General features: G+C 72.1%; 21 protein-coding genes. 9 read left to right on the forward strand and 12 right to left on the reverse strand.

The annotated features are described in order from the left end of the window. Positions 1–4 precede the first annotated feature (4 nt). Positions 5–1,768: a Stk1 family PASTA domain-containing Ser/Thr kinase gene (locus ACFYYN_RS00875; RefSeq protein ID WP_500544206.1), complete on the reverse strand. Its 1,764-nt coding sequence runs from the start codon at positions 1,766–1,768 to the stop codon at positions 5–7. 245 nt (positions 1,769–2,013) lie between these two features. Between ACFYYN_RS00875 and ACFYYN_RS00880 the strand changes: the two genes are divergently transcribed. Beyond that, positions 2,014–3,588, forward strand: coding sequence for a protein kinase domain-containing protein (locus ACFYYN_RS00880; RefSeq protein WP_500544207.1), 1,575 nt, complete (start codon positions 2,014–2,016; stop codon positions 3,586–3,588). A gap of 19 nt (positions 3,589–3,607) precedes the next feature. Here the strand turns inward: ACFYYN_RS00880 and ACFYYN_RS00885 are convergent, their stop codons facing one another. The 3 genes from ACFYYN_RS00885 to ACFYYN_RS00895 form a co-directional block, all read right to left on the reverse strand. Next, entirely contained in the window at positions 3,608–4,636 is a 1,029-nt protein-coding gene (locus tag ACFYYN_RS00885) for a phosphotransferase (protein ID WP_500331480.1), read from the reverse strand. Further along, positions 4,633–5,001 carry a PNPOx family protein gene (locus tag ACFYYN_RS00890; RefSeq protein WP_499512835.1) on the reverse strand — a complete coding sequence of 123 codons (369 nt, stop codon included), beginning with the start codon at positions 4,999–5,001 and terminating at the stop codon, positions 4,633–4,635. The genes ACFYYN_RS00885 and ACFYYN_RS00890 overlap by 4 nt, the downstream gene beginning before the upstream one ends. A gap of 91 nt (positions 5,002–5,092) precedes the next feature. After that, positions 5,093–5,893, reverse strand: a complete 801-nt coding sequence (locus ACFYYN_RS00895) for a carbon-nitrogen family hydrolase (protein WP_500331502.1) — start codon at positions 5,891–5,893, stop codon at positions 5,093–5,095. Between the two features lie 131 nt (positions 5,894–6,024). Here ACFYYN_RS00895 and ACFYYN_RS00900 point away from each other — a divergent pair, with 131 nt between their 5' ends. Next, positions 6,025–6,855: a maleylpyruvate isomerase family mycothiol-dependent enzyme gene (locus ACFYYN_RS00900; protein ID WP_500331478.1), complete on the forward strand. Its 831-nt coding sequence runs from the start codon at positions 6,025–6,027 to the stop codon at positions 6,853–6,855. 15 nt (positions 6,856–6,870) lie between these two features. Here the strand turns inward: ACFYYN_RS00900 and ACFYYN_RS00905 are convergent, their stop codons facing one another. From ACFYYN_RS00905 to ACFYYN_RS00915, 3 genes are all read right to left on the reverse strand, one after another. Next, entirely contained in the window at positions 6,871–8,175 is a 1,305-nt protein-coding gene (locus tag ACFYYN_RS00905; protein WP_500544208.1) for an MFS transporter, read from the reverse strand. Then, complete coding sequence (locus ACFYYN_RS00910) at positions 8,175–8,855, reverse strand: GntR family transcriptional regulator (RefSeq protein ID WP_500544209.1); 681 nt, start codon at positions 8,853–8,855, stop codon at positions 8,175–8,177. Before ACFYYN_RS00910 ends, ACFYYN_RS00905 begins: the two co-directional genes overlap by 1 nt. Before the next feature lie 94 nt (positions 8,856–8,949). Beyond that, positions 8,950–9,654, reverse strand: a complete 705-nt coding sequence (locus ACFYYN_RS00915; RefSeq protein ID WP_500435993.1) for a response regulator — start codon at positions 9,652–9,654, stop codon at positions 8,950–8,952. A gap of 310 nt (positions 9,655–9,964) precedes the next feature. Here ACFYYN_RS00915 and pdhA point away from each other — a divergent pair, with 310 nt between their 5' ends. The 4 genes from pdhA to ACFYYN_RS00935 all read left to right on the forward strand — a co-directional run bounded on the left by pdhA (position 9,965) and on the right by ACFYYN_RS00935 (position 13,852). Next, entirely contained in the window at positions 9,965–11,116 is a 1,152-nt protein-coding gene (gene pdhA, locus ACFYYN_RS00920; RefSeq protein ID WP_499512830.1) for a pyruvate dehydrogenase (acetyl-transferring) E1 component subunit alpha, read from the forward strand. A gap of 11 nt (positions 11,117–11,127) precedes the next feature. Beyond that, a complete protein-coding gene (locus ACFYYN_RS00925; protein ID WP_500331500.1) occupies positions 11,128–12,093 on the forward strand; it encodes an alpha-ketoacid dehydrogenase subunit beta in 966 nt (321 codons plus the stop codon). A gap of 52 nt (positions 12,094–12,145) precedes the next feature. Further along, the gene (locus tag ACFYYN_RS00930) at positions 12,146–13,552 is read left to right on the forward strand and encodes a dihydrolipoamide acetyltransferase family protein (RefSeq protein WP_500331499.1); all 1,407 of its coding nucleotides are present in this window, start codon (positions 12,146–12,148) and stop codon (positions 13,550–13,552) included. A gap of 105 nt (positions 13,553–13,657) precedes the next feature. Then, complete coding sequence (locus ACFYYN_RS00935) at positions 13,658–13,852, forward strand: hypothetical protein (RefSeq protein WP_500331472.1); 195 nt, start codon at positions 13,658–13,660, stop codon at positions 13,850–13,852. A gap of 112 nt (positions 13,853–13,964) precedes the next feature. Here the strand turns inward: ACFYYN_RS00935 and ACFYYN_RS00940 are convergent, their stop codons facing one another. After that, on the reverse strand, positions 13,965–15,344 hold the full coding sequence (locus ACFYYN_RS00940) for an FG-GAP and VCBS repeat-containing protein (protein ID WP_500331470.1): 1,380 nt from the start codon (positions 15,342–15,344) through the stop codon (positions 13,965–13,967). A 217-nt stretch (positions 15,345–15,561) separates the two neighbouring features. On the opposite strand from ACFYYN_RS00940, the gene ACFYYN_RS00945 reads away from it, so the two are divergent. Continuing rightward, positions 15,562–17,379 carry an NHL domain-containing thioredoxin family protein gene (locus ACFYYN_RS00945; RefSeq protein WP_500544210.1) on the forward strand — a complete coding sequence of 606 codons (1,818 nt, stop codon included), beginning with the start codon at positions 15,562–15,564 and terminating at the stop codon, positions 17,377–17,379. 16 nt (positions 17,380–17,395) lie between these two features. Here the strand turns inward: ACFYYN_RS00945 and ACFYYN_RS00950 are convergent, their stop codons facing one another. From ACFYYN_RS00950 to ACFYYN_RS00965, 4 genes are all read right to left on the reverse strand, one after another. Then, a complete protein-coding gene (locus ACFYYN_RS00950; protein WP_499512825.1) occupies positions 17,396–17,617 on the reverse strand; it encodes a hypothetical protein in 222 nt (73 codons plus the stop codon). Positions 17,618–17,749: 132 nt separating this feature from the next. Beyond that, positions 17,750–19,039: a M18 family aminopeptidase gene (locus ACFYYN_RS00955; protein ID WP_500331466.1), complete on the reverse strand. Its 1,290-nt coding sequence runs from the start codon at positions 19,037–19,039 to the stop codon at positions 17,750–17,752. A gap of 95 nt (positions 19,040–19,134) precedes the next feature. Beyond that, positions 19,135–20,964, reverse strand: coding sequence for an acyl-CoA dehydrogenase (locus ACFYYN_RS00960; RefSeq protein ID WP_500544211.1), 1,830 nt, complete (start codon positions 20,962–20,964; stop codon positions 19,135–19,137). A 110-nt stretch (positions 20,965–21,074) separates the two neighbouring features. Continuing rightward, positions 21,075–22,151, reverse strand: a complete 1,077-nt coding sequence (locus tag ACFYYN_RS00965; RefSeq protein ID WP_500544212.1) for an AI-2E family transporter — start codon at positions 22,149–22,151, stop codon at positions 21,075–21,077. Between the two features lie 136 nt (positions 22,152–22,287). On the opposite strand from ACFYYN_RS00965, the gene metG reads away from it, so the two are divergent. After that, the gene (gene metG, locus ACFYYN_RS00970) at positions 22,288–24,015 is read left to right on the forward strand and encodes a methionine--tRNA ligase (protein ID WP_500544213.1); all 1,728 of its coding nucleotides are present in this window, start codon (positions 22,288–22,290) and stop codon (positions 24,013–24,015) included. Beyond that, on the forward strand, positions 24,015–24,560 hold the full coding sequence (locus ACFYYN_RS00975; protein WP_500331459.1) for a hypothetical protein: 546 nt from the start codon (positions 24,015–24,017) through the stop codon (positions 24,558–24,560). The genes metG and ACFYYN_RS00975 overlap by 1 nt, the downstream gene beginning before the upstream one ends. Positions 24,561–24,566: the final 6 nt, after the last annotated feature.

Below are 24,566 nucleotides of genomic sequence, written 5' to 3' on the forward strand. Positions count from 1 at the left end.
CGGGTCAGCCGCCCTGGCCGGTGGAGACCCACAGGGTGATCTTGTCCTTCTCCGGCTTGAACGCCGTGTAGGTCTTGGGCTTCTGGTCGACGACCGCGCCCTTCCCGTAGATCTGCTCGTTGCGGTACTTGACCTCGTACTTCCAACCGGCCGCGTCCATGCAGGACTTGACGGAGTCGACGTACTTGGTGAAGAAGTCCGGCATCACCACGGCGTCCGGGTCGTCGCCCAGGTAGCTCTTGGTGGCCTCGGTGCAGCGCGAGGCGTCGATGGTGCGGGTCTGGTCGGCCTGGCTGACGCCCGGCGCGGGTTCGTCACCCGCCGGCTGCGAGGGGGTCTCCTCGCGGGCGGTGGCGGAGGCGCTGCCCCGGGAGTCGTAGGTGGGGGTGCCGCCGGTGTCCCCGGTGTCGTCCTTGCCGCCCATCGACATCGCGATGATGACGACCACGACCACCGCGATCACGGCGACCGTGGCGCCGATGGCGACGACCGCCGTCGAGGCGCCGCCGCCCCTGCGGCCGCCGCCCGCCGGGGTGCCCGGGCGCATCGTGTAGGGCGGGGTGGCGTGCTGCTGCACGGCCTGCGGGTGGGGCTGGTGGGGCGCGTGCGGGGCGTTCTGCGGGTAGCCGTAGGACGGTCCCGGGCCGGGCGGCGGGGTGTGCGCGGGACCGCCCTGACCTGCGGTGCCCCACCGCTGCTGAGGCTGAGGCTGCGGCTGGGGCTGGGGCCGCGGGTAGGGAGCCGGGGCCTGGTACGGGGTCTGCACGTTCGGCGGCGGGGTGCGCAGGTCTCCCTGCACCGGCGGGAAGACCGCGGAGGAGACCTCCTCGCCGCGGCCGCGCGGGCGCGGTCCGCCGCCGATGATCAGCGGTGTGGTGCCGGCGCCGCGCGCCGGTGCGGCGACCCGCTCCGCCTCGTCGCGCATGGTATCGGCGGTGGGGAAGCGCTCGGCGGGGTTCTTCTTCAGGGCCCGCGCGACGAGCGCGTCGACGCCCGGCTGCACCGCCCGGTTGAGCGCCGACGGGGCCGGCGGGAGCTCCTGGACGTGCTGGTAGGCGATGGACAGCGGGGAGTCGCCGTCGAAGGGCAGCCGTCCGGTGAGCAGCTCGAAGAGCAGACAGCCCACCGAGTACAGGTCGGAGCGCTCGTCCACGCCGCGTCCCAGGGCCTGTTCCGGCGACAGGTACTGCGGGGTGCCGACCACCATGCCGGTCTGCGTCATCGACGAGACGCCGGACTGCATCGCGCGGGCGATGCCGAAGTCCATCACCTTCACCACGCCGCGCTTGGTGAGCATCACGTTGCCCGGCTTGATGTCGCGGTGGACCAGGCCCATGCTGTGGCTCTCGGAGAGCGCCGCGAGCACGTCGGCGGTGATCTTCAGGGCCTTCTCGGTGGGCATGGCCCCGAACTGCGCGATGTCCTCGTCGAGCACGTCGCGCAGCGGCTTGCCCTCGACGTACTCCATGACGATGTACGGCACGAGCGCGCCGTCGACGGTGTCCTCGCCGGAGTCGAAGACCGAGACGATGTTGGTGTGGTTGAGCTTGGCGACGGCCTGCGCCTCGCGCCGGAACCGCTCGCGGAACGACTGTTCCCTGCCGAGGTCGGTGTGGAGCGTCTTGACGGCCACCGGCCGGTCCAGCACCGTGTCGTGCGCCAGGTGCACGGCCGCCATGCCGCCCTGCCCCAGCAGGTCGCGGAGGACGTAGCGACCGTTACCGACCGAACGCCCCGAATGAGTGCCCCGCGTGCCGTCCCCGCTCATCCGTACCCGTCCCCTTGACGATCCCCCTGGGCGCACCGCGCGTACGCACAAGACAGTTGCCCCGATCCTGACCGCCCAGTCTGCCGGACGGCCTGGACAGGTCAAGTTCGTTGACCTGTTCGTCACCGGATGCGTATGAATCCCTTCATCGGGGGCACGGGTGCCACGGGAGCGCGTCCGTCCTGGAACGCGGTAGCGTGGTGCGCTGGAGGACCCTGTACGGCGACGATCGACGGCGAGGACTGATGGCACAGACGACAGCCGCCGGGGGCCCTGACGAGCCCTCTGCCGACGGCCGGGGAGTGCCCGACTCGCCCGAGCTGTGGGGCGCCGCAGGCCTGGTGGGCGACGGCCGCTACCGGCTGACCCGGCGCCTCGGACGCGGCGGCATGGCCGAGGTCTTCGCGGCGGAGGACGTGCGCCTGGGGCGGACGGTGGCCGTGAAGCTGCTCCGCTCCGACCTCGCCGAGGACCCGGTGTCCAAGGCCCGCTTCACGCGCGAGGCGCAGTCGGTCGCCGGGCTCAACCACCATGCGGTGGTGGCGGTGTACGACTCGGGCGAGGACGTCACGCCGGGCGGCACCGTGCCCTACATCGTGATGGAACTCGTGGAAGGCCGCACGATCCGTGACCTGCTGGTGGGGTCCGACGAGCCGCCGCCGGTCGACCAGGCGCTCATCATCGTCTCGGGCGTGCTGGAGGCGCTGGCCTACAGCCACGCGCACGGCATCGTCCACCGGGACATCAAGCCGGCGAACGTGATCATCACCAACACCGGCGCGGTGAAGGTGATGGACTTCGGCATCGCGCGGGCGCTGCACGGCGCCTCGACCACGATGACGCAGACCGGCATGGTCATGGGCACCCCGCAGTACCTGTCGCCGGAACAGGCGCTCGGCAAGACGGTCGACACCCGCTCCGACCTGTACGCGACGGGCTGCCTGCTCTACGAACTCCTCGCGCTGAGGCCGCCGTTCACCGGTGAGACCCCGCTGTCGGTGGTCTACCAGCACGTCCAGGACGAGCCGCGCCCGCCCTCCGAGCTCAGCGACCGGGTGCCGCCGGAGCTGGACGGGCTGGTGCTGCACGCGCTGGCCAAGCAACCGGACGACCGCTTCCAGACCGCCGAGGAGATGCGCGGCGTCGTCCAGTACGCGCTGGCCATGCTGAGCGAGCGCGGCGGTCACACCGGTACCTGGAACACCGGTTACGTGCCCGTGGCGAACGCCGCCCCGACCGCGCCGATGGGCGTCCCCCCGCAGTACGGGCAGCAGCACCCGCACACCACCGCGGAGTTGCAGCCGCCCCTGCTGCTCGGCCCGCCCGGTGGTGACGGCGGCGGCCACGGCCACGGCTACGACGACGGACAGCCCCCGCACGGCGGCGGGCGGTGGGTGAAGCCCGTGCTGTTCGTGATCGCCGCGGTGCTCGCGGTCGCGCTCGGCATCTACTTCGCGGTCTCCAAGACCGGCGACAAGACGCCCCCGGCGGAGAAGGTGACGCCCACTCGGTCGCAGCCGGAGAAGCCGACGTCGCAGCCGACCCAGGACGACTCGACGGGCGGTACGCAGGACAGCAGCGGCAGCGTCTCGGAGCAGCCCTCGTACACCCCGAGCCCCTCCTACACGCGGCCGACCTCGCAGGCCCCCGCGACCTCCCCGCCGCCGACGCAGAAGCCGAGCACCCCGGCCACCTCCGCGCCGCCCACGCCGACGCCGACCGCGTCCGAGACCGGCGGCACCGAGGGGACCTCGGGGGACGTGTCCGGCGGCACGGCCGGCACCGAGGGCGCCGCGGACGGCGGCGTCACGGGCGGCTGACCGGCCGCCGGCCGCCGGGTCAGCCCGTGAAGGCCTCCAGCACGGCCTCGTACGCCGCGGTCCACCAGACGACCAGGGCGGACGAGGCCGGGAAGAGGGGGTCGGTCCTGCGGTCGTCGAGGACGTAGCGCCAGCGCAGCATCCAGAAGTCGTTGAGCCGTTCCCACCACACCCGGTGCACGGCCGCGGCCAGTTCGTCCCCGGGCACGCCCGCGGCGGCGCGGTAGGCCCGGGCGTACGCGCGGATCTTGTCGAGGTCCAGGGCGCCGCCGGGCTGCACGAAGAAGATCACGGCGGCCCGTACCGCCTCCTCGGCGCGCGGCTGCACGCCGAGCCGGTCCCAGTCGACGATGGCGACGGGTTCGTCCTCGCGGTAGAGCAGGTTGAGCGGGTGGAAGTCGCCGTGCACCCAGCCGGAGACCGGGCCGGCCGCGTCGGGCGGGCGGCGGTGGGCGTGACGTTCCAGCAGGGCGCGGCGCTCCAGCAGCCGGTGCTCGGCCAGTTCGTCGAAGGTCTCGCGCGGGGCGCTGGCGCGCACCCGCCGCAGCAGCGCGGTGATCAGCGCGTAGGTCAGTTCGGGGTCGGCGCTGGCGTGCCGGCCCGGCTCGGGGGCGGGCTGCACCTGGGCCAGGGTGGTGTGGACGAGACCGAGCAGGGCGCCCAAGCGGCGGGAGTCGCCGGTGGTGAGTTCGCCGCCCTCGCGGTGCCGTCCCTCCACCCACGGGTAGAGCGCGAAGCAGCGGCCGCCGACCACGGCGACGGTGCGGCCGTCGGCGTCGGGGACCGGAGAGGCGACGGGCAGGCCCACCTCGTCCAGCCGCTGGGTCGCCCGGTGCTGGCGGGCGATGACGGCGGAGTCGGCGGTGGCGCCGTCGACGTACAGCTTGAGGAAGTAGCGGCCGCTGGTGGTGGCCAGCCGGAATCCCCGGTTCAGTAAGCCCTGGGCAACGGGTTCGCAGGACAGCGGGGCGCCGGCGTCCGTGTATCGGCGCAGCAGGGTGTCCAGTGTCCCGGCGGAGGGCGGCGCCGTCGCCGAACTCCCGATCACCAGGCAGATGCTAGATCATTCCGGTGGTGGACTCGCGGGTCGAGACGTACGTACACATGGCCCGGCTCCCGGCTTGTATCGTTTTGACGATCTGTGCCGAAGAGCGCCCGCTGCGCCGTCGAGGGATGGAAGGCGCGTGCCGTCCCGAGGAACTGCACCGCCCAGCCCGCTTCGACGTCGTCCGCCTGGTAGGCCACGACCGTGCCGTCCACGCCCCATGAGCGGTCGGTGCGGATCAGCACGGAGCCGTCGGCGACGACGTGCCGGGCCACGGCGATGTACGGCAGGGCCCCCCGCGTCAGCGCCAGCCGCCCGTACCGGACCTTTCCCAGCAGCGCCAGCGCAGCGCGCCCCTCGAGTTCCATGGGAACCACCTTGCCGGGCCGGCCCCCCGGAGGCGCAGAGCACTCCGCCCCCACCTCCGGGGCCGATGGTCCCTGATGGGGCCATACCGCCTCAACCGGCCGAATCCGGCACCGGCAGGCCCAGCACGCGGTCGCGCAGCACCGGGAAGTCCGCCCGGGTCTTGGCCACCAGGCCGGGATCGAGGTCGGCGGTGATGACCTCCTCGCCCGGTCCGGCCTCGGCGAGGACGGCGCCCCAGGGGTCGACGACGAGGCTGTGCCCGGCCAGCTCCACCCCGGCGTGGGTGCCCGCGGTGCCGCAGGCCACCACGTAGGCCTGCGACTCGATCGCGCGGGCCCGGGCCAGCAGGGTCCAGTGCTCGCGGCGCCGCGCGGGCCAGCCGGCCGGGAGGAGGACGACGGTGGCGCCCGCGTCGACGAGCAGCCGGAACTGCTCGGGGAAGCGCAGGTCGTAGCAGGTGGCCAGGCCCACGGGGACGCCCTGGACGTCGGTGGTGACGACGCGGTCGCCGCCGTGCATGAGCACGGCCTCGCCCTGGTCGAAGCCGAAGCGGTGGATCTTGCGGTAGGTCTCGCGCAGTTCGCCGTCGGGGGAGAAGAGCAGCGAGGTGTTGTACAGAGCGCCGTCGGGGGCGCGCTCGACGATCGAGCCCGCGTGCAGCCACACGCCCGCGTCGAGCGCGGCGGCGCTCATCACCTGCGCGGTGGGGCCCTGGAGCGGCTCGGCCTCTGGCTGGAAAAGATCGGCGGCGAAGGCACCGACCGGCCACAGTTCGGGCAGGACGACCAGGTCCGACCCGGACTGTCCGCGGACGAGCGACGCGACCCGTTCACGCCGGGCGTCCACCGCTTCGCCGGGGTCGACGTCGATCTGGAGCAGGGAAACGCGCACAGTACCACCGCCCATGAGTTCGGCATGTTCTTGCGGGCCTACGATCGTCACACGAAAGCACTCCCGTGGTGTCACTGCGCAGCGTAATTTAAGGCGCACACCACGACCGCGCCCGACCGTCGAGGGGTCCCGTGACCGGCACCGTCCACAGCCAGATCCAGCCGTACATCGACGCCTGGACCCACTCCATAGAATCCATAGCCGAGTTGGTCCGCCCCGTTCCGGCGGGCGCCTGGAACCGGCCGACCGAGTGCCCGTACTGGTCCGTGCGCGACATCGTGTCGCACGTGATCGGGTTCGAGTGCGAGCTGCTCGGCGATCCCCGGCCGATCCACACGCTCCCCAGCGACCTGCGGCACATGACCACGGAGCACGCCCGTTACGTGGAGGTGCCGGTCGACAAGCGGCGGCACCACACCGCGCCCGAGGTCGTCGGCGAGCTCGACTACACGATCATCCGCCGGTCCCGGCAGCTGCGGAACGAGACCCGTGGCGCGCAGGACACCGTCCGCGGCCCCATGGGCAAGGAGATGACCCTCGAGGAGCTGCTGAAGTGGCGGGTCTTCGACGTGTGGGTGCACGAGCAGGACCTGCGCCGGGCGCTGGGCGAGCCCGGCAACCTCGACTCCCCGGGCGCGGTCGTCGCCCGGGACCACATCCTCTCCGAACTGCCCAAGGTGGTCGCCGGGCGCGCGGGCGCCCCGGCGGGTTCCGCCGTGGTGTTCGACGTCCACGGCGAGCTGGAGTTCATGCGGACGGTCCGGGTCGACACCGACGGCCAGGGCACGATCGACGGCAGCGTCTCGCTCGGCCCCGCGGTCACGCTGACCCTGGACTGGGAGACCTTCGTCCGGCTGAGCTGCGGGCGCACGCGCGCGCACGCGGTGGAGGGCCGGCTGAAGACCGAGGGCGACCAGGCGCTGGCCGACGCGATCCTGGCGAACATCGCCGTCACACAGTGACGCCGGAGGGAGCGTTCATGTCCCCGCGGGGACGTGGACGCTCTCGACGCGGCTGACGGCGATGCGCTGCCGCTCCAGCCGCGCCGCCCGGCCGCGCAGCCGCAGGATCTGGACCAGGCCCAGCGCCTGCAGGACGAACACGCTGCTCCACGCCACCCGGTAGTCGTCGCCGCTGGCGTCCAGCAGGACGCCGATGGCCAGCAGCGCGGCCATCGAGGCGGTGAAGCCGCCGATGTTGACGATGCCGGAGGCCGTGCCGAAGCGCTCGGGCGGGTTCGCCGGGCGCGCGAAGTCGAAGCCGATCATCGACGCCGGGCCGCAGGTGCCCAGCACGACGCAGAGCAGCACGAGCAGCCACAGCGGGGCGTGGTCCGCGGGCCAGACCAGGACCACCGCCCACATCACCGCGGTCGCCCCGACGACGCCCAGGGTGAGCGGCATCCGGGCACCGTGGTGGCGGCCGATGATCTGCCCGAAGAGCATCCCGAAGACCATGTTGGCGATCACGACGACCGTCAGCAGGGTGCCGGCCGTCTCGCGGGACAGCCCCTGGGCCTCGACGAGGTACGGCAGGCCCCACAGCAGCAGGAAGACCATCCCGGAGAACTGGGTGGTGAAGTGCGTCCACATCCCCAGCCGGGTGCCGGGCTCCCGCCAGGCGGCGGCGATCTGCCGCTTCACGTAACCGCGTCCGGGGTGCTCCGCGGGCGCGGGCTCGAAGCCCTCGGGGTGGTCCTTCATGAAGGCCAGCACCAGGACGAGGACGAGCGCACCGCCCAGCGCTGTGCCGACGAAGGTGGGGGTCCAGCCCGCGGAGTGCAGCAGCCGCGCGAGCAGCACGGTGCTCAGCAGGTTGCCCGCCACGCCGAACAGCGCGGCACCCTGCGCGATCATCGGCCCGCGGCGGGCCGGGAACCAGCGCGAGCCCAGCCGCAGCACGCTCACGAAGGTCATGGCGTCGCCGCAGCCCAGCACCGCGCGGGCGGCCAGGGCCGTGCCGTAGGTGTGGGAGAGGGCGAAGCCGAGCTGGCCCAAGGTGAACAGGACGATGCCGATGCTCAGCACCCTCTTGGTGCCGAGGCGGTCGACCATCAGGCCCACGGGTATCTGCATGCCCGCGTAGACCAGCACCTGCAGGATGGAGAAGGTGGACAGCGCCGAGGCGCCGATGTGGAAGCGCTCCGCGGCGTCGATCCCGGCGACGCCGAGGCTGGTGCGGTGCACGACCGCGACGGTGTAGACGAGGGTGCCGATGCTCCAGACCGCGACCGCCCTGGTGCCGCCGGGCGGTTCGCCGGCCGGGGTGGCGCTCGCTGCCATCACTCCCCCCTGGCCAGGTGGTTCACCCAGCTGACGTGCCGTTCGACCAGCGTGGCCGCCAGGGCGGCGTCCCCCGCGCGCAACGCGTGGAGGATCTCGGTGTGTTCGGCGACGTTCTTGGCGATCCGGCCCGGCTCCGCGTGCATCGTCGCCACCCCCATGCGCAGCTGACGGTCCCTCAACTGGTCGTACAGGTGCGCCAGGATGCGGTTGCCCGCGGCGCGCACGATCTCGGCGTGGAAGCAGCGGTCGGCCGCCGCGAAGGCGGCCAGGTCGCCCGTCGCGGCGTGCCCGCGCTGCTCGTCCAGCAGCTCCTCCAGGCGGGTCAGCAGCCGCTCCGGGGCGGGCACCACCTTCATCACCGCGTGGCGCTCCACGAGCAGCCGGGTCTCCACCACGTCCGCGATCTCCTGCGCGGAGACCGGCAGCACCAGGGCGCCCTTCTTCGGGTAGAGCTTCAGCAGGCCCTCGGCCTCCAGGCGCAGCAGCGCCTCGCGGACCGGGGTGCGCGAGACGCCCACGGCCTCGGCCAGCTCGCCCTCGCTCAGGAGGGTGCCGCCCTCGTAGTGGCGGTCGAGGACCGCCTGTTTGACGTGCGTGTAGACCCGCTCGGCGGCGGGCGGCTGCTTGGCGGCCGGCTCGGCGGTGGTGCCGGCGGTCGCGACGGGGCTTCGGGTCATGATGCGCACATCATAGATACAAGACGTATGCGCCAGCAGCCCACGTCCGGCATACGGACTGGTACGTGGGTCGCCGGTGCCGGGATCCGGAGCGTCAGGATCCGGACGGACCCGGGCCCGTCCCCGCTCCCGTGTCCGGGCCCGACGAGCCGCCGCTGCGCAGCCGGGCGACGTAGGCGGCGGCCTGGGTGCGCCGCTGCATCCCGAGCTTGGCGAGCAGGGAGGAGACGTAGTTCTTGACCGTCTTCTCCGCGAGGTGCAGCCGGTCGCCGATCTGCCGGTTGGTGAGGCCCTCGCCGATGAGGTCGAGGATCCGCTTCTCCTGGTCGGTCAGGTCGGCGAGGCGGCCCTCCTGGCGTTCCCCGCCGCCGCGCAGGCGCTCCAGGACGCGCGCGGTGGCGACCGGGTCCAGCAGCGACCGGCCGGCGGCGACGTCCCGTACGGCGCCGACCAGGTCGGTGGCGCGGATGTCCTTCAGCACGTAGCCCGACGCGCCCGCCATGATCGCGTCGAAGAGCGCCTCGTCGTCCGCGTAGGAGGTGAGCATCAGGCACGCGACGCCGGGCTGCGAGGAGCGGATCTCCCGGCACACCTCGACGCCGCTGCCGTCCGGCAGCCGGACGTCCAGCACCGCCACGTCGGGCCGCACGGCCGGGATCCGCGCCAGCGCCTCGGCGGCCGTGCCGGCCTCGCCGACGACCTCGATCCCGTCCTCGGCGGCGAGGAGCTCGTGCACCCCCCGCCGGACGACTTCGTGGTCGTCCAGTAGGAACACCGTGATTACCGACTTTTCGGTCACAACTTCAGCGTTGCACACGCGACCCGCGCCGACCTCTTACGAAGAATCGATCCTCGGGATACCGTGCCGTTGTCCCGGTGGCCTGCGAGAACGCCCATTTACTAGGAAATCCAAACAAAACCGCAGGTAGAACACCCTTCGCGCGAAAGCGGGAGGTGTGGGTAACGTTCACTTCGCAGGGCTGCCTGCCGGGTCGACCAACACTCCCGGCTCGGCCGTGCCGCACACACCCCGTGCGCCGCGACGAGTCGGGCAGGAGCCGCACTGGCCGCCGGCGGATCCCGGGGGCCGGACAGACGGAGGAGCAAGCGTGAGCGTGAAAAGCACTGCCGCGAAGCCCCGTACGCCCCGTACGGGCACGCGCGGTGGAGCGAAGCGCCGTGAGGGCGAGCCGGAGCTGGTGCAGCTCCTGACCCCCGAGGGCGAGCGCGTCCAGCACAGTGAGTACTCCATCGACCTGAGCCCCGAAGAGCTGCGCGGTCTGTACCGGGACATGGTCCTGACCCGCCGGTTCGACGCGGAGGCCACCTCCCTGCAGCGGCAGGGCGAACTGGGTCTGTGGGCGTCGCTGCTGGGCCAGGAGGCCGCACAGATCGGCTCCGGGCGGGCCACCAGGCCGGACGACTACGTCTTCCCCACCTACCGCGAGCACGGCGTCGCCTGGTGCCGCGGGGTGGACCCGGTCAACCTGCTCGGCATGTTCCGCGGGGTGAACCACGGCGGCTGGGACCCGAACGAGAACAACTTCCACCTGTACACGATCGTGATCGGCTCCCAGACGCTGCACGCGACCGGCTACGCGATGGGCATCAGCAAGGACGGCGCGGACTCCGCCGTCATCGCCTACTTCGGCGACGGTGCCTCCAGCCAGGGCGACGTCGCGGAGGCCTTCACCTTCGCCGCCGTCTACAACGCCCCCGTGGTCTTCTTCTGCCAGAACAACCAGTGGGCGATCTCCGAGCCCACCGAGAAGCAGAGCCGCGTCCCGATCTACCAGCGCGCCGCCGGCTTCGGCTTCCCCGGCGTGCGGGTCGACGGCAACGACGTCCTCGCGGTCCTCGCGGTCACCCGTGCCGCCCTGGAGCACGCCCGTTCCGGCCAGGGCCCGATGCTCGTCGAGGCCTTCACCTACCGCATGGGCGCCCACACCACGTCCGACGACCCCACCCGCTACCGCCTCGACGAGGAGCGCGAGCAGTGGGAGCACAAGGACCCGATCCTGCGCCTGCGCAGCTACCTGGAGAAGGACGGCATCGCCGACGAGGCCTTCTTCGCCGGTGTCGAGGAGGAGAGCGAGGCGCTCGGCAAGCGGGTCCGCGAGGCCGTGCGCGCCATGCCCGACCCCGACCCCATGTCGATCTTCGAGAACATCTACGCCGACGGCCACGCCCTCGTCGACGAGGAGCGCGCCCAGTTCGCGGAGTACCAGGCGTCCTTCGCCGACAGCACGGAGGGTCACTGACCATGGCAACGATGACCATCGCCAAGGCCCTCAACGAGGCACTGCGCAAGTCCCTGGAGACCGACCCCAAGGTCGTCCTCATGGGTGAGGACATCGGCAAGCTCGGCGGTGTCTTCCGGATCACCGACGGCCTGCACAAAGACTTCGGTGAGCAGCGGGTGATCGACACCCCGCTCGCGGAGTCCGGCATCGTCGGCACCGCGATCGGCCTGGCCCTGCGCGGCTACCGCCCCGTCGTGGAGATCCAGTTCGACGGCTTCGTCTTCCCCGCGTACGACCAGATCGTCACCCAGCTCGCCAAGATGCACGCGCGCGCCCTGGGCAAGATCAAGCTCCCGGTCGTCATCCGCATCCCCTACGGCGGCGGCATCGGCGCCGTCGAGCACCACAGCGAGTCGCCCGAGGCGTACTTCGCGCACACCGCCGGGCTCAAGGTCGTCTCCCCGTCGACCCCGCAGGACGCCTACTGGATGCTGCAGCAGGCGATCGACTCCGACGACCCGGTGATCTTCCTCGAGCCCAAGCGCCGCTACTGGGACAAGGGCGAGGTCGACACCGACGGCATCCCCGCGCCGCTCCACAGGGCCCGTACCGCCCGGGAGGGCACCGACCTCACCCTGGCCGCGTACGGCCCCATGGTGAAGGTCTGCCTGGAGGCGGCCGCCGCGGCCGCCGAGGAGGGCCGTAGCCTGGAGGTCGTGGACCTGCGGTCGCTGTCCCCGCTCGACTTCGACGCCGTCCAGGCGTCGGTGGAGAAGACCCGCCGCCTGGTCGTCGTGCACGAGGCGCCGGTGCAGCTCGGCATGGGCGCGGAGATCGCGGCCCGCATCACCGAGCGGTGCTTCTACCACCTGGAGGCCCCGGTGCTGAGGGTCGGCGGCTTCCACGCCCCGTACCCGCCGGCCCGGGTGGAGGAGGAGTACCTGCCCGGCCTGGACCGGGTGCTGGACGCCGTCGACCGATCGCTGGCGTTCTGAGGAGAGGGTTGTGACGACAGTGGCAGCACCGCAGCGCTTCCGTGAGTTCAAGATGCCGGACGTCGGCGAGGGACTCACCGAGGCCGAGATCCTCAAGTGGTACGTCAAGCCCGGCGACACCGTCACCGACGGCCAGGTGGTCTGCGAGGTGGAGACCGCCAAGGCCGCGGTCGAGCTTCCGATCCCGTTCGACGGGGTGGTGCACGAGCTGCGCTTCCCCGAGGGGGAGACCGTCGACGTCGGCACCGTGATCATCGCCGTCGACACCGGTGAGGGCGAGGGCGGCGAACCGGCCGCAGGGACCGCACCGGAGCCGGCCGCCGCGCCGGCCCCCGCCGCGGAGCCGGCGCAGAAGCGCCAGCCCGTGCTGGTCGGCTACGGCGTCGCCGCCTCGTCGACCAAGCGCCGGGCGCGCAAGCAGCCCGCCGTGCCGGCGCAGACCGGGGCGCAGCAGGCCGTCCAGGGCGAGCTCAACGGCCACGCCCCGGCGCCGGCCGCCGCAGCCCCGGCCCCGGCGGCCCACGCCGGGTTCGCCCCCGCCGAGGTCCGCCCGCTGGCCAAGCCGCCGGTGCGCAAGCTCGCCAAGGACCTGGGCGTGGACCTGGCCGCGGTCACCCCGACCGGGCCGCAGGGCACGATCACCCGCGAGGACGTCCAGAAGGCGGCGGCCCCCACCGCCGCGCCGGTCGCCCCCGCGCAGGTCACCGCCGCCCCGGTGGCGGTACCGGCTCCCGCCGCTCTGGCACCCGCCGCGGGCGCGCTGGAGACCCGCGTCCCGATCAAGGGCGTCCGGAAGGCGACGGCCGCGGCCATGGTCGCCAGTGCCTTCACCGCGCCGCACGTGACCGAGTTCGTCACCTTCGACATCACCCGGACCATGCGGCTCGTGCAGGAGCTCAAGACCGACCCGGCCTTCGCCGGGCTCAAGGTCAGCCCGCTCCTGCTGGTCGCCAAGGCCCTGCTGGTCGCGATCCGCCGCAACCCGGAGGTCAACGCCGCCTGGGACGAGGCCAACCAGGAGATCGTCCACAAGGGCTACGTCAACCTGGGCATCGCCGCCGCCACCCCGCGCGGGCTGATCGTCCCCAACATCAAGGACGCCCAGGGCAAGACCCTGCCCGAACTGGCGTCCGCCCTCGGTGACCTGGTCGCCACGGCCCGTGAGGGCAAGACCTCGCCGGCCGACATGCAGGGCGGCACGGTCACCATCACCAACGTCGGCGTCTTCGGCATCGACACCGGCACGCCCATCCTCAACCCCGGGGAGTCCGCGATCCTCGCCTTCGGCGCGGTCAAGGAGCTGCCCTGGGTCCACAAGGGCAAGGTCAAGCCCCGCCAGGTCACCACGCTCGCGCTCTCCTTCGACCACCGCCTGGTCGACGGCGAGCTCGGCTCCAAGGTCCTCGCCGACGTCGCGGCGGTCCTGGAGTACCCCAAGCGCCTGATCACCTGGGCCTGATCGGCCCCTGGCACGGCAACGGGAAGGGCCCGGACATTTGTGCGTCCGGGCCCTTCCCGCGCGTGTCGCCCCCACCCGGGCGCCGATCTGTGACGTCATACGGCCATGGCGGTATCCATCTCCGTGGTCCTGCTCCTGATCGTGATCACGCTCATCCTGCTGCGGGCGAAGTCGCTGAAGGTCTCCCACGCGATCCTCTGCGTCCTCCTCGGCTTCTGCCTCGCCGGCTCCAGCCTCGCCCCCACCATCCACTCCGGCCTCGTCGCCACCACGGACGTCGTGAACGACCTGCGGCCCTGAGCCCCCCGCACCGCCGGACCTCCCGGCGGACTCCGCCGTCCGGCGCGGGCGGCACGGGGAAGGGCCCGGGCGAGCGGCTGCCCGGGCCCTTCCGCCGTCGGACCCGCCCCCGCTACTGCGGGAACGCGGCGAGCAGCGGGATCACCCGGGCGGAGGCCGCGGTGATGCCCTTGGTGCCGCCGGGCAGCAGCACGCCCGACGGGTCGTAGCTGCCCCCGGAGGCCAGGAGGTCGGCGTCGCCGTCCCGGTCGAGGTCGCGCAGACGGACGAACCAGCCGAACCCGGAGTACTCCGTGGCATCGCCGGGGACGCCCGCGGTCTGCAGGCTGAACCACTGGGAGCCGGTGCCGGTCAGACCCTTCTTGCCGCCGCGCAGGACGTGCACGCCGCCCGCGTGCTTGGCGGTGCCGATCTTCTCCCCGGGCACACCGACCGCGAGATCCGGGTAGCCGTCGCGGTTCGTGTCACCCGCGGAGAGCGTGGTGCCGAACGCGTCGCCGCCGGTGGCGCCGGTGGCGACACCGGCGGTGGCCTGGGTGAGGCGGTAGCCGGTGGTGGGGCCGCCCGAGCCGCCGCGCAGCACGAAGACGGCCCCGGCGCCCTTGTTGTACGGGTGGTCGCCGACCGCGAGGTCGCCGTAGCCGTTCTTGTCGAAGTCCGCGATCACGCCCGAGGGGCCGTAGTTCGGGGACGAGGTGTTGTACGTGGTGAACTTGCCCGCCTTGACGGTGGAACCGCCGCGCAGGAACCAGGCGACCGAGGTGGCCTTGTCATTGCGGTAGCCCTGGCCGAGGACGTACAGGTCGGTGGCGGCGTCCTTGGTGACCTTCCCGGCGACGAGCCCGGCAGGTTCGAGCATGTTGTCCGCGCCCGGGGCCGGGGTGTGGCGGGTGACCTTGCCCGTGGTGCCGGACTTGGCGAAGCCGCCCCGGTAGATGTACACGGACTCGACGTCCGTGACGGCCAGATCGATCTTGCCGTCGCCGTTGAAGTCGCCGGTCGCGAGTGCGTAGCCGAACTCGTATCCGGCGTGGGGGGACTTGAGCGGTATGCGGGTGGCGGTGGACGACAGCCCCGACTTGGAGCCCCAGACGACGGTGACCGCGCCCGCGGCGGCGCGGCTGCCCACCTTCTCGGAGCCGTCGCCGACCGCGAGGTCGGCGTACCCGTCGCGGTTGAAGTCGGCGGCCGCCAGGGCGTCGCCGAACATGTCGGCGTAGCCTCCGCTGTCGCCCGCCGTGCCGGGGATGCCGGCGCTGCTCTGGGTGAAGGTCTTGACCTTGGTTCCTGGGCCGTTCGCGGTCCCGTACGTGACGGTGACCGAACCGCTGCCGCCGGTGGCGAAGTCGCGGTAGCCGTCGCCGTTGAAGTCGTCGGCGTACTTGGCGGGTGCGGCGGCTGCGGTCCCCGCCGAGACGGTGAGCAGCCCTCCGGTCAGTGCGACGGCTGCGGCCGTCGCGGCGACCAGGCGGAGGTTCTTGCGCGTGGGCATGCGAGCTCCTGCTGCGTGCGGGGGCCCTTCGGCGGCCCGCGCCGGTCTGGATCGCCCGTCCGGACGGGGGAGCACGACGCGGCGGAACGCTGCGGTGCCCCTGGTCGTGCCGTGGCACGAGGGACGGTCGGTACAGGAGAGACGGTCCACGACGGGCAAAGGTTGTACCGGGCCCACGGCTGTGATCGCCCCTCGCGCGGGGTGGCACCCTTGCAGCATGAACGGTTCCGCCTCCGCGTCCTCCCCCAAGCCCCGCCGTGCCCGTGTCCGTGCCCCCGAGCTGGTCGGGAAGGGCGGCTGGCTCAACACCGGCGGCAAGCAGCTGGACCTTTCCGACCTGCGGGGATCGATCGTGATCCTCGATTTCTGGACCTTCTGCTGCATCAACTGCCTGCACGTCCTCGACGAGCTGCGCGAGCTGGAGGAGAAGCACCGCGACACCGTGGTGATCGTCGGCGTCCACTCGCCGAAGTTCGTGCACGAGGCGGAGCACCAGTCGGTCGTGGACGCCGTGGAGCGCTACGGGGTGCACCACCCGGTGCTGGACGATCCGGAGCTGGCCACCTGGAAGCAGTACGCCGTGCGGGCGTGGCCGACGCTGACCGTGATCGACCCGGAGGGCTACGTCGTGGCCCAGCACTCCGGGGAGGGGCACGCCCACGCGCTGGAGGCGCTGGTCACCGAGCTGGAGGCGGAGCACGCGGCGAAGGGGACGCTGCGCCGCGGCGACGGGCCGTACGTGCCGCCGGAGCCGGTGGCGACGGACCTGCGGTTCCCGGGGAAGGTGCTGCGGCTGCCGTCGGGGAACCTGCTGGTGTCGGACTCGACCCGGCACCAGCTGGTGGAGATGGAGCCGGACGGGGAGACCGTCGTGCGGCGGATCGGCGGGCCGGGGGACTTCAACGAGCCGCAGGGGCTGGCGCTGCTGCCGGACGGCACCGTGGTCGTCGCGGACACCGTGAACCACCGGCTGCGGACGTTCGACCCGGCGGGCGGGGCCCTGGAGACGGTGGCCGGCACCGGAAGGCAGTGGTGGCAGGGGTCGGCGACCTCGGGCCCGGCGCTGGGGACCGACCTGTCCTCGCCGTGGGACGTGGCGTGGTGGGACGGCAAGGTGTGGATCGCCATGGCGGGCGTCCACCAGCTGTGGACGTACGACCCGGCGGACGGGACGGTCGCCGTGGCGGCCGGGACGACGAACGAGGGGCTGGTCGACGGGCCGGCGGAGCAGGCGTGGTTCGCGCAGCCGTCGGGACTGGCCGCGGCCGGCGAGCGGCTGTGGGTCGCGGACTCCGAGACGAGCGCGCTGCGCTGGGTGGAGCGGGCCGGTGACGGCGCGGGGTACGTGGTGCGCACCGCCGTCGGCACGGGGCTGTTCGACTTCGGTCACCGTGACGGTGCCGCGGAGCAGGCGCTGCTGCAGCATCCGCTGGGGGTGACCGCGCTGCCGGACGGGTCGGTCGCGGTCAGCGACACGTACAACCACGCGCTGCGCCGCTTCGATCCGGCGACCGGTGAGGTCGGCACGCTCGCGACGGACCTGCGGGAGCCGTCGGGCGCGGTGGTGGACGGCGCGGAGATCGTGGTGGTGGAGTCCGCCCGTCACCGGCTGACGCGGCTGCGCCTGCCGGAGGAGGCGGCGCGGGTCGAGGGTGCGGCGCACCGTACGCAGCGGCCCGCGACGGACGTGGCGCCGGGGCCGCTGCGGCTGGACGTGGTGTTCTCCGCCCCGGCCGGTCAGAAGCTCGACGGGCGCTACGGCCCCTCGACGCGGCTGCTGGTCAGCGCGACGCCGCCGGAGCTGCTGCTGGAGGGGGCCGGCAAGGGCACGGACCTCTTCCGGGACGTCGTCCTGGACGGGGACGTCGGCGAGGGGGTGCTGCACGTGTCGGCGATGGCCGCGTCGTGCGACGACGACCCGGACAAGGAGTTCCCGGCCTGCCATGTGCACCAGCAGGACTGGGGTGTCCCCGTCCGCCTGACCCCCGAGGGGGACACCCGGCTCGCCCTGGTGCTCGCGGGGATGGACGCCTGACGCCCCCGCACGTCCGTCACACGTGCGGGTAGTTGCGGGCGCGCTCGTCCATCACCGGCATCGGCTCCACGACCCGGCGCTTCTTGAAGATGCTGACGTACGCGGCCAGACCGATGACGCCGACCGCCATCATGATCAGTCCGACCAGGTCAAGGTTGACCCCGGCCATGTGCCAGTCGGTCGCGAAGGTGAGGATGGCTCCCACCGCGATCAGACCGATGCAACCGCCGATGCCCATGATGTCCGCCTCCGAACTGGGTTGGCACTACGGACTCGTAGAACCCGTGTACCCCGGGGCGGGCATCTCATGACCGGTCCCCGCCGGTGAAGTCCGCTCCCGGTGGGCGGACTTCACCGGCGGGGCCGCGGATCAGCCCTCCAGGAACGCCTTCAGGGCGCTGGCCAGCAGGTACGGGTCGTCGGCGCCGCACAGTTCGCGCGCGGAGTGCATCGAGAGGATCGGCACGCCGACGTCCACGGTCGTGATGCCGTGCCGGGCGGCGGTGATGGGGCCGATGGTGGTGCCGCAGGGCATGGCGTTGTTGGAGACGAAGGCCTGCCAGGGCACTCCGGCCCGCTCGCAGGCGGCGGCGAAGATGCCGCGGCCGGTGCCGTCGGTGGCGTAGCGCTGGCTGACGTTGACCTTGAGGATCGGGCCGCCGTTGGGCATCGGGCGGTGCGTCGGGTCGTGCTTCTCCGCGTAGTTGGGGTGGACGGCGTGGCCGGTGTCGGAGGAGGCGCACACGGTGCCGGCGAAGGCGCGGGCGCGGTCCTCGTAGCTGCCGCCGCGGGCGAAGACGGAGCGCTCCAGGACGTTGCCGAGCAGCGGGCCGACGGCGCCGGTGTCGGACTCGCTGCCGGTCTCCTCGTGGTCGAAGGCGGCCAGCACGGGGACGTACGGCAGGTCGGCCCCGGCGACGGCCGCCAGGGCGGCGGTGCCGGCGTGCACGGAGAGCAGGTTGTCGAGCCGGCCTGCGGCCAGGAACTCGCGGTCGCGGCCGAGGTAGGCGGGCGGCTGGACGTCGTGGGTCATCAGGTCCCAGCCGACGACGTCGGCGGCGGCCACGCCGCTCTCCTCCGCGAGGAACGCGATCAGGGCGCCCTCGTCGACCTCGCCGAGGCCCCAGACGGGCTGCATGTGGCGCTGCTTGTCGAGCTTGAGGCCGTCGGTGTTGACGGCGCGGTCGAGGTGGACGGCGAGCTGCGGCACCCGCAGCAGCGGCCGGTCGACGTGGACCAGCGTCGTCGTGCCGTCGCGCAGCACCAGCCGGCCGGACAGGCCCAGGTCGCGGTCGAGCCAGGTGTTGAGGAGGGCGCCGCCGTAGATCTCGACGGCGATCTGGCGCCACCCGAAGGAGCCCGAGTCGGGACGCGGCTTGACGCGCAGGTTGGTGGAGTCGGTGTGGGCGCCGACCACCCGGAAGGGGGTGGCGGGTCCGGCGCCCTCGGGCACGTACCAGGCGATGATCGCGCCACCCCGCAGCACGTACTTGCCGCCCGCCCCGGCGCCCCACGCCTCGGTCTCGGCCACCTGCTGGAATCCGGCCTTCTCCAGGCGCTCGGCGGCGCTCGCGACCGCGTGGTACTGAGACGGGCTGGCGGTGAGGAAGGCTGCGAGGTCGTCGGTGTGGCCACGGCCGAAGTGGGGCTGAGGGTTCATGCTTCAAGCATAAGGACGCGCGACGGCCCGCTCCTCGTGGGAGGAGCGGGCCGTCGTTGCCGTATCGGTCCCGGCCGGAACCGGTCAGGACCGGGTCAGAACGCCTCTTCCGGCAGGTCCATGACGTCGAGGGTGACGCCGTCGGCGACGGACCGCGCGACGGAGACCTGCGGCAGGACCTCGGCGGCGAAGTGCTTCGCGGCGGCGATCTTGCCGGTGTAGAAGGCGGTGTCCTTGGCGGAGGCGCCGGCGGCCAGCTTCCCGGCGGCGACGGCGGCGCCCTTGAGCAGCAGGTAGCCGACGACGACGTCGCCGGAGGCGAGCAGCAGGCGGGTGGTGTTCAGGCCCACCTTGTAGATGGACTTCACGTCCTGCTCGGTGGCGGCGAGGTCGGTGAGCATCTTGCCGACGATGGCCTCCAGGTCCACGGCGGCCTTGGCGAGCTGCTCGCGGGCGGCGGCCAGCTCGTCGCCACCGGTGGCCTCGGCGAGGAACTTCTTGATCTCCTCGGAGAGGGTGGTCAGCGCGGCGCCCTGGTTGCGGACGATCTTCCGGAAGAAGTAGTCCTGGCCCTGGATCGCCGTGGTGCCCTCGTAGAGGGTGTCGATCTTGGCGTCGCGGATGTACTGCTCGATCGGGTACTCCTGCAGGAAGCCGGAGCCGCCGAAGATCTGCAGGGACTGGGCGAGCTGCTCGTAGCCCTTCTCCGAGCCGTAGCCCTTGACGATCGGCAGGAGCAGGTCGTTGAGCGCCTCGAGGGCCTTGGCCTCCTCGCCGGCCGCCTCGGCGACGGCGATCGCGTCCTGGACGGAGGCGGTGTGGAGGACCAGCGCGCGCATGCCCTCGGCGTAGGCCTTCTGCGTCAGCAGGGAGCGGCGCACGTCGGGGTGGTGGGTGATGGTGACCTTGGGCGCGCTCTTGTCCATGAACTGCGCGAGGTCCGGGCCCTGCACGCGCTCCTTGGCGTACTCCAGCGCGTTGAGGTAGCCGGTGGAGAGGGTGGAGATCGCCTTCGTGCCGACCATCATGCGGGCGAACTCGATGATGCGGAACATCTGGCGGATGCCGTCGTGCTTGTCGCCGATGAGCCAGCCCTTGGCGGGGTGCTTGTCGCCGAAGGTCATCTCGCAGGTGTTGGAGGCCTTCAGGCCCATCTTGTGCTCGACGTTCGTGGCGTAGACGCCGTTGCGCTCGCCCAGCTCGCCGGTCTCGAAGTCGAAGAGGTACTTCGGGACGAGGAAGAGGGACAGGCCCTTGGTGCCGGGGCCGGCGCCCTCGGGGCGGGCGAGGACGTAGTGGAGGATGTTTTCCTCCATGTCGTGCTCGCCGGAGGTGATGAAGCGCTTCACGCCCTCGATGTGCCAGGAGCCGTCCTCCTGCTCGACGGCCTTCGCGCGGCCGGCGCCCACGTCCGAGCCGGCGTCGGGCTCGGTGAGGACCATCGTGGAGCCCCAGGTCTTCTCGACCGCGATCCCGGCGATCTTCTTCTGGACCTCGTTGCCCTCCTCGAAGAGGATGCGGGCGAAGGCCGGGCCGGAGGAGTACATCCATATCGCCGGGTTGGAGCCGAGGATCAGCTCCGCGTACGACCAGATCAGGGACGGCGGGGCGGTGGTGCCGCCGATGCCCTCCGGCAGGCCCAGGCGCCAGTACTCGGAGTCCATGAAGGTCTTGTAGCTCTTCTTGAAGGAGTCCGGCACGGGGGCGGTGTTGGTCTCCGGGTCGAAGACCGGCGGGTGGCGGTCGGCGTCGGCGAAGGAGTCGGCGAGCTCGTTCTCCGCGAGGCGTGCGACCTCGGACAGGATGTCCTTGGCGGTCTCGACGTCCATCTCGGCGAACGGGCCGGTCCCGTACAGCTTCTCGCGTCCGAGGACCTCGAAGAGGTTGAACTCGATGTCGCGAAGGTTTGACTTGTAGTGGCCCATGGCGACGGCTCCGTCGGGGTCGGTCGGACGGCGGGAAGGGTTCGCAGTCCTCGCAGCTTTATCACTTACCAGGCGGTAATGATGCTACCCGCGGGTAATAAAAACAACCCCTATCCGGCCGGATGTGACGGAGGGCCTTCGACTTCTGGAGGAACCTCCGGCTCGTGGCGCCGGAGTTCGTCCAGGGCCCCGAAGGCGGCGGCCGCGATCGGCACCGCCAGCAGCATCCCGAGGATGCCCGCCAGGCTCGCCCCCGCGGTGATCGCCAGCAGCACCAGAGCGGGGTGCATGTGCACCGTACGGCTCTGCACGATCGGCTGCAGCACGTGCCCCTCCAGCACCTGCACCGCCAGCACCACACCCAGGGCCCACACGCCGATCACCCACCCGCGGTCGGCGAGGGCGACGAGCACCGCCACCGCGCCGGAGATGAACGCCCCCAGGTACGGGATGTAGGCGCCGATGAAGACCAGTGCGGCCAGGCCCGGCGCCCCCGGCACCCGCAGGATCAGCAGGCCGATGCCGATGAGCGTGGCGTCGATCAGCGCGATCACCGTCGTGCCCCGCATGAAGCCCTGGACCGCCGCGAAGGCGCGGTGGGCGATCCGCTCCAGCAGGGGACCGGTGCCGTGCGGGGCGGCCTCGCGTAGCAGCGCGGGGAACCGGGCGCCGTCGCGCAGGAAGAAGAAGGTCAGCAGCAGCGCCAGCACGGCGGTCGCGATGAGCTGTCCCACGATGCTGATGCCGGACACCACCCCGGAGGCGGCGCGGGCGCCGTACTTGGTGGCGAAGGACTTGAGGCTGTCGATGGTGTCGTTCAGCGAGGTCCCCGACGCGCCCAGGCGTGGCAGCAGTTTCCGGGCCGCGTCCTTGAGCGAGGCCACGATCTCGTCCCCGGTCTCCAGCAGGCTGTGGACGACCACGAACCCCGCGGCCGCGACGAAGACCACCAGCGCCACGCAGGTCAGCCCCGCCGCCGCCGACCGCTGCACCTTGACGGCCCGCAGCCGCCGGTACAGCGGACCCAGCAGGGCGCTGCCCAGCAGGGCCAGCAGGACGGGGGTGACGACCGACGCGAAGGTGACGACCAGCCAGACGACGAGCGCGCCCACACCGGCCACCAGCAGCACGACGCCGCACCACGCGGCCGTCCGTCGCGCGGAGGCCGGCAGAAGGGGCGCGTCCACCCGGCCAGCCGATCACGGCCCCGGCCGTGTCCGCATGCCGGAAAGGGCGAACGGGTGGACCTTCCCGGTCGGATACGATATTGACGGTCCGTAGAGGAAATCCTCACCCACAGTAGCGACTTGGGAGCAGCCGGCAATGGCTCGACACCTCATCACCAGCGCCCTTCCGTACATCAACGGGATCAAGCACCTGGGCAACATGGTGGGGTCCATGCTCCCGGCCGACGTCTACTCCCGGTACCTGCGCCAGCGCGGCCACGAGGTGCTCTACATCTGCGCCACCGACGAGCACGGCACCCCGGCCGAGCTCGCCGCGCAGGAGGCCGGCCTGCCGGTCGACGCGTTCTGCGCGCAGCAGCACGACGCGCAGAAGGCGGTCTACGACGGCTTCGCGCTCTCCTTCGACTACTTCGGCCGCAGTTCCTCGCAGCAGAACCGCGAGATCACCCAGGCCATCGCGCGGGAGCTGAAGGAGAACGGCTTCATCGAGGAGCGCGCCATCCGCCAGGTCTACTCCCTGGACGACGAGCGCTTCCTGCCCGACCGCTACATCGTCGGCACCTGCCCGCACTGCGGCTACGACAAGGCGCGCGGCGACCAGTGCGAGAACTGCACCCGCGTGCTGGACCCGACCGACCTGATCGAGCCGCGTTCCGCGATCAGCGGCAGCAGCCGGCTGGAGGTCCGCGAGACCAAGCACCTCTTCCTGCTGCAGTCCAAGCTCTCCCACGAGGTCGAGGCCTGGGTCGACGAGCACGGCAAGGACTGGCCGACGCTCGCCTCCTCCATCGCCCGCAAGTGGCTGACCGAGGGCCTTCAGGACCGCGCCATCACCCGCGACCTCGACTGGGGCGTGCCGGTGCCGGCCGACACCTGGCCGGACCTGGCGGCCGAGGGCAAGGTCTTCTACGTCTGGTTCGACGCGCCGATCGAGTACATCGGCGCCACCAAGGAGTGGTCGGACGCCGCGGGCGACGGCGAGACCCGCGACTGGCGCTCCTGGTGGTACGACGTCGACACCGACGTGCGCTACACCGAGTTCATGGCCAAGGACAACGTCCCCTTCCACACGGTGATGTTCCCGGCGACCCTGCTGGGCACCCGTGACAAGTGGAAGAAGGTCGACTACGTCAAGGCCTTCAACTGGCTGACCTACTACGGCGGCAAGTTCTCCACCTCGCAGCGGCGCGGCATCTTCACCGACGCCGCCCTGGAGATCCTGCCCGCCGACTACTGGCGCTACTTCCTGATCGCGAACGCGCCGGAGTCCGACGACACCTCCTTCACCTGGGAGCACTTCGCGGCCTCGGTCAACAAGGACCTCGCCGACACCCTCGGCAACTTCGTCAACCGCGTGCTGTCCTTCTCCCGCAAGCGCTTCGGCGACGAGGTGCCCGCGGGCAGGGAGGCCGGGGAGGCCGAGGAGCGCCTGGGCGCGCAGATCGCCGAGCTCCTCGCCGAGTACGAGCGGCACATGGAGGACCTGCAGTTCCGCAAGGCCGCGCAGGCGCTGCGCGCCCTGTGGAGCGCCGGAAACTCCTACCTGGAGGAGAAGGCCCCCTGGCTGGAGATCAAGACGGACGCCGACGGCGCCGCCCTGACCCTGCGCACCGCCATGAACCTGATCCACCTCTACGCGGTCGTCTCCGAGCCCTTCATCCCGGCCACGGCCGCCGCCATGCGCGGGGCCTTCGCCCTGACGGACGACACCGCGGCCTGGGTCACCCCCGAGGAGGCCCGCGCGCTGGCCGCCGTCCCCGCCGGGACGGCCTTCACCGTCCCGCCGGTGCTCTTCGCGAAGATCACCGAGGAGGACCTGGACGGCTACCGCGAGCGCTTCGGCGGGGAGCCGGAGGCGGTCTGATGCCGACCACGGTCAGGGACAGGTCCCCGCTGGTGCTGATCCTGGCGGTGGGCCTGACCCTGGTGCTGGTGGTGGCCGGGGTGATCCTCGCGGTCTCGCTGACCGGCTCGGACGACCGCCGCTCCGGTGCCGCCCCGGACCGGGACGGGGCGTGCCGCGGCAGCAACGTCACGCTGGCGGAGGCCGCCGGGCGCTTCGGCCTGCGACTGCCCGACGACCCGCAGGACGTGCACTACCTCGCGCAGGGCGGCGGGCTGTCCGGCGAGCACGACCTCGAACTGAGCTTCCGCACCACCGCCGCAGGCCTGGAGCGGTTCCTGTCAGCCTCCGGCTTCGGCGCGCTCGGCCCCGACGTGCAGGCCCTGCGGGTCGGCGAGCCCCCCGCCGACCCCTGCCGCCGCGCCGCCGGTGGCCTCACGCACGCCCGCTACGCCGGCGACCACGTGCCCGCCGGCGCGGACCACGGCGCCTACAGCCGCGGTGTCGCCGTCGACGACAGCGACCCTGCCCACCCGGTGGTCGCCCTCGTCGCCCTGGACGGCTGAGCGTCC

The sequence above is a fragment of the Streptomyces sp. NPDC001902 genome (assembly GCF_042891295.1).
Taxonomy (GTDB): domain Bacteria; phylum Actinomycetota; class Actinomycetes; order Streptomycetales; family Streptomycetaceae; genus Actinacidiphila.

Coding starts and splice junctions, on each gene's coding strand:
- ACFYYN_RS00930 (WP_500331499.1), top strand. CDS start 12,146: ATGCCGGACGTCGGCGAGGGACTCACCGAGGCCGAGATCCTCAAGTGG.
- ACFYYN_RS00940 (WP_500331470.1), bottom strand. CDS start 15,344: ATGCCCACGCGCAAGAACCTCCGCCTGGTCGCCGCGACGGCCGCAGCC.
- ACFYYN_RS00905 (WP_500544208.1), bottom strand. CDS start 8,175: ATGGCAGCGAGCGCCACCCCGGCCGGCGAACCGCCCGGCGGCACCAGG.
- ACFYYN_RS00880 (WP_500544207.1), top strand. CDS start 2,014: ATGGCACAGACGACAGCCGCCGGGGGCCCTGACGAGCCCTCTGCCGAC.
- ACFYYN_RS00925 (WP_500331500.1), top strand. CDS start 11,128: ATGACCATCGCCAAGGCCCTCAACGAGGCACTGCGCAAGTCCCTGGAG.
- ACFYYN_RS00875 (WP_500544206.1), bottom strand. CDS start 1,768: ATGAGCGGGGACGGCACGCGGGGCACTCATTCGGGGCGTTCGGTCGGT.
- ACFYYN_RS00955 (WP_500331466.1), bottom strand. CDS start 19,039: ATGAACCCTCAGCCCCACTTCGGCCGTGGCCACACCGACGACCTCGCA.
- metG (WP_500544213.1), top strand. CDS start 22,288: ATGGCTCGACACCTCATCACCAGCGCCCTTCCGTACATCAACGGGATC.
- ACFYYN_RS00945 (WP_500544210.1), top strand. CDS start 15,562: ATGAACGGTTCCGCCTCCGCGTCCTCCCCCAAGCCCCGCCGTGCCCGT.
- ACFYYN_RS00975 (WP_500331459.1), top strand. CDS start 24,015: ATGCCGACCACGGTCAGGGACAGGTCCCCGCTGGTGCTGATCCTGGCG.
- ACFYYN_RS00950 (WP_499512825.1), bottom strand. CDS start 17,617: ATGGGCATCGGCGGTTGCATCGGTCTGATCGCGGTGGGAGCCATCCTC.
- ACFYYN_RS00890 (WP_499512835.1), bottom strand. CDS start 5,001: ATGGAACTCGAGGGGCGCGCTGCGCTGGCGCTGCTGGGAAAGGTCCGG.
- ACFYYN_RS00960 (WP_500544211.1), bottom strand. CDS start 20,964: ATGGGCCACTACAAGTCAAACCTTCGCGACATCGAGTTCAACCTCTTC.
- ACFYYN_RS00935 (WP_500331472.1), top strand. CDS start 13,658: ATGGCGGTATCCATCTCCGTGGTCCTGCTCCTGATCGTGATCACGCTC.
- ACFYYN_RS00910 (WP_500544209.1), bottom strand. CDS start 8,855: ATGACCCGAAGCCCCGTCGCGACCGCCGGCACCACCGCCGAGCCGGCC.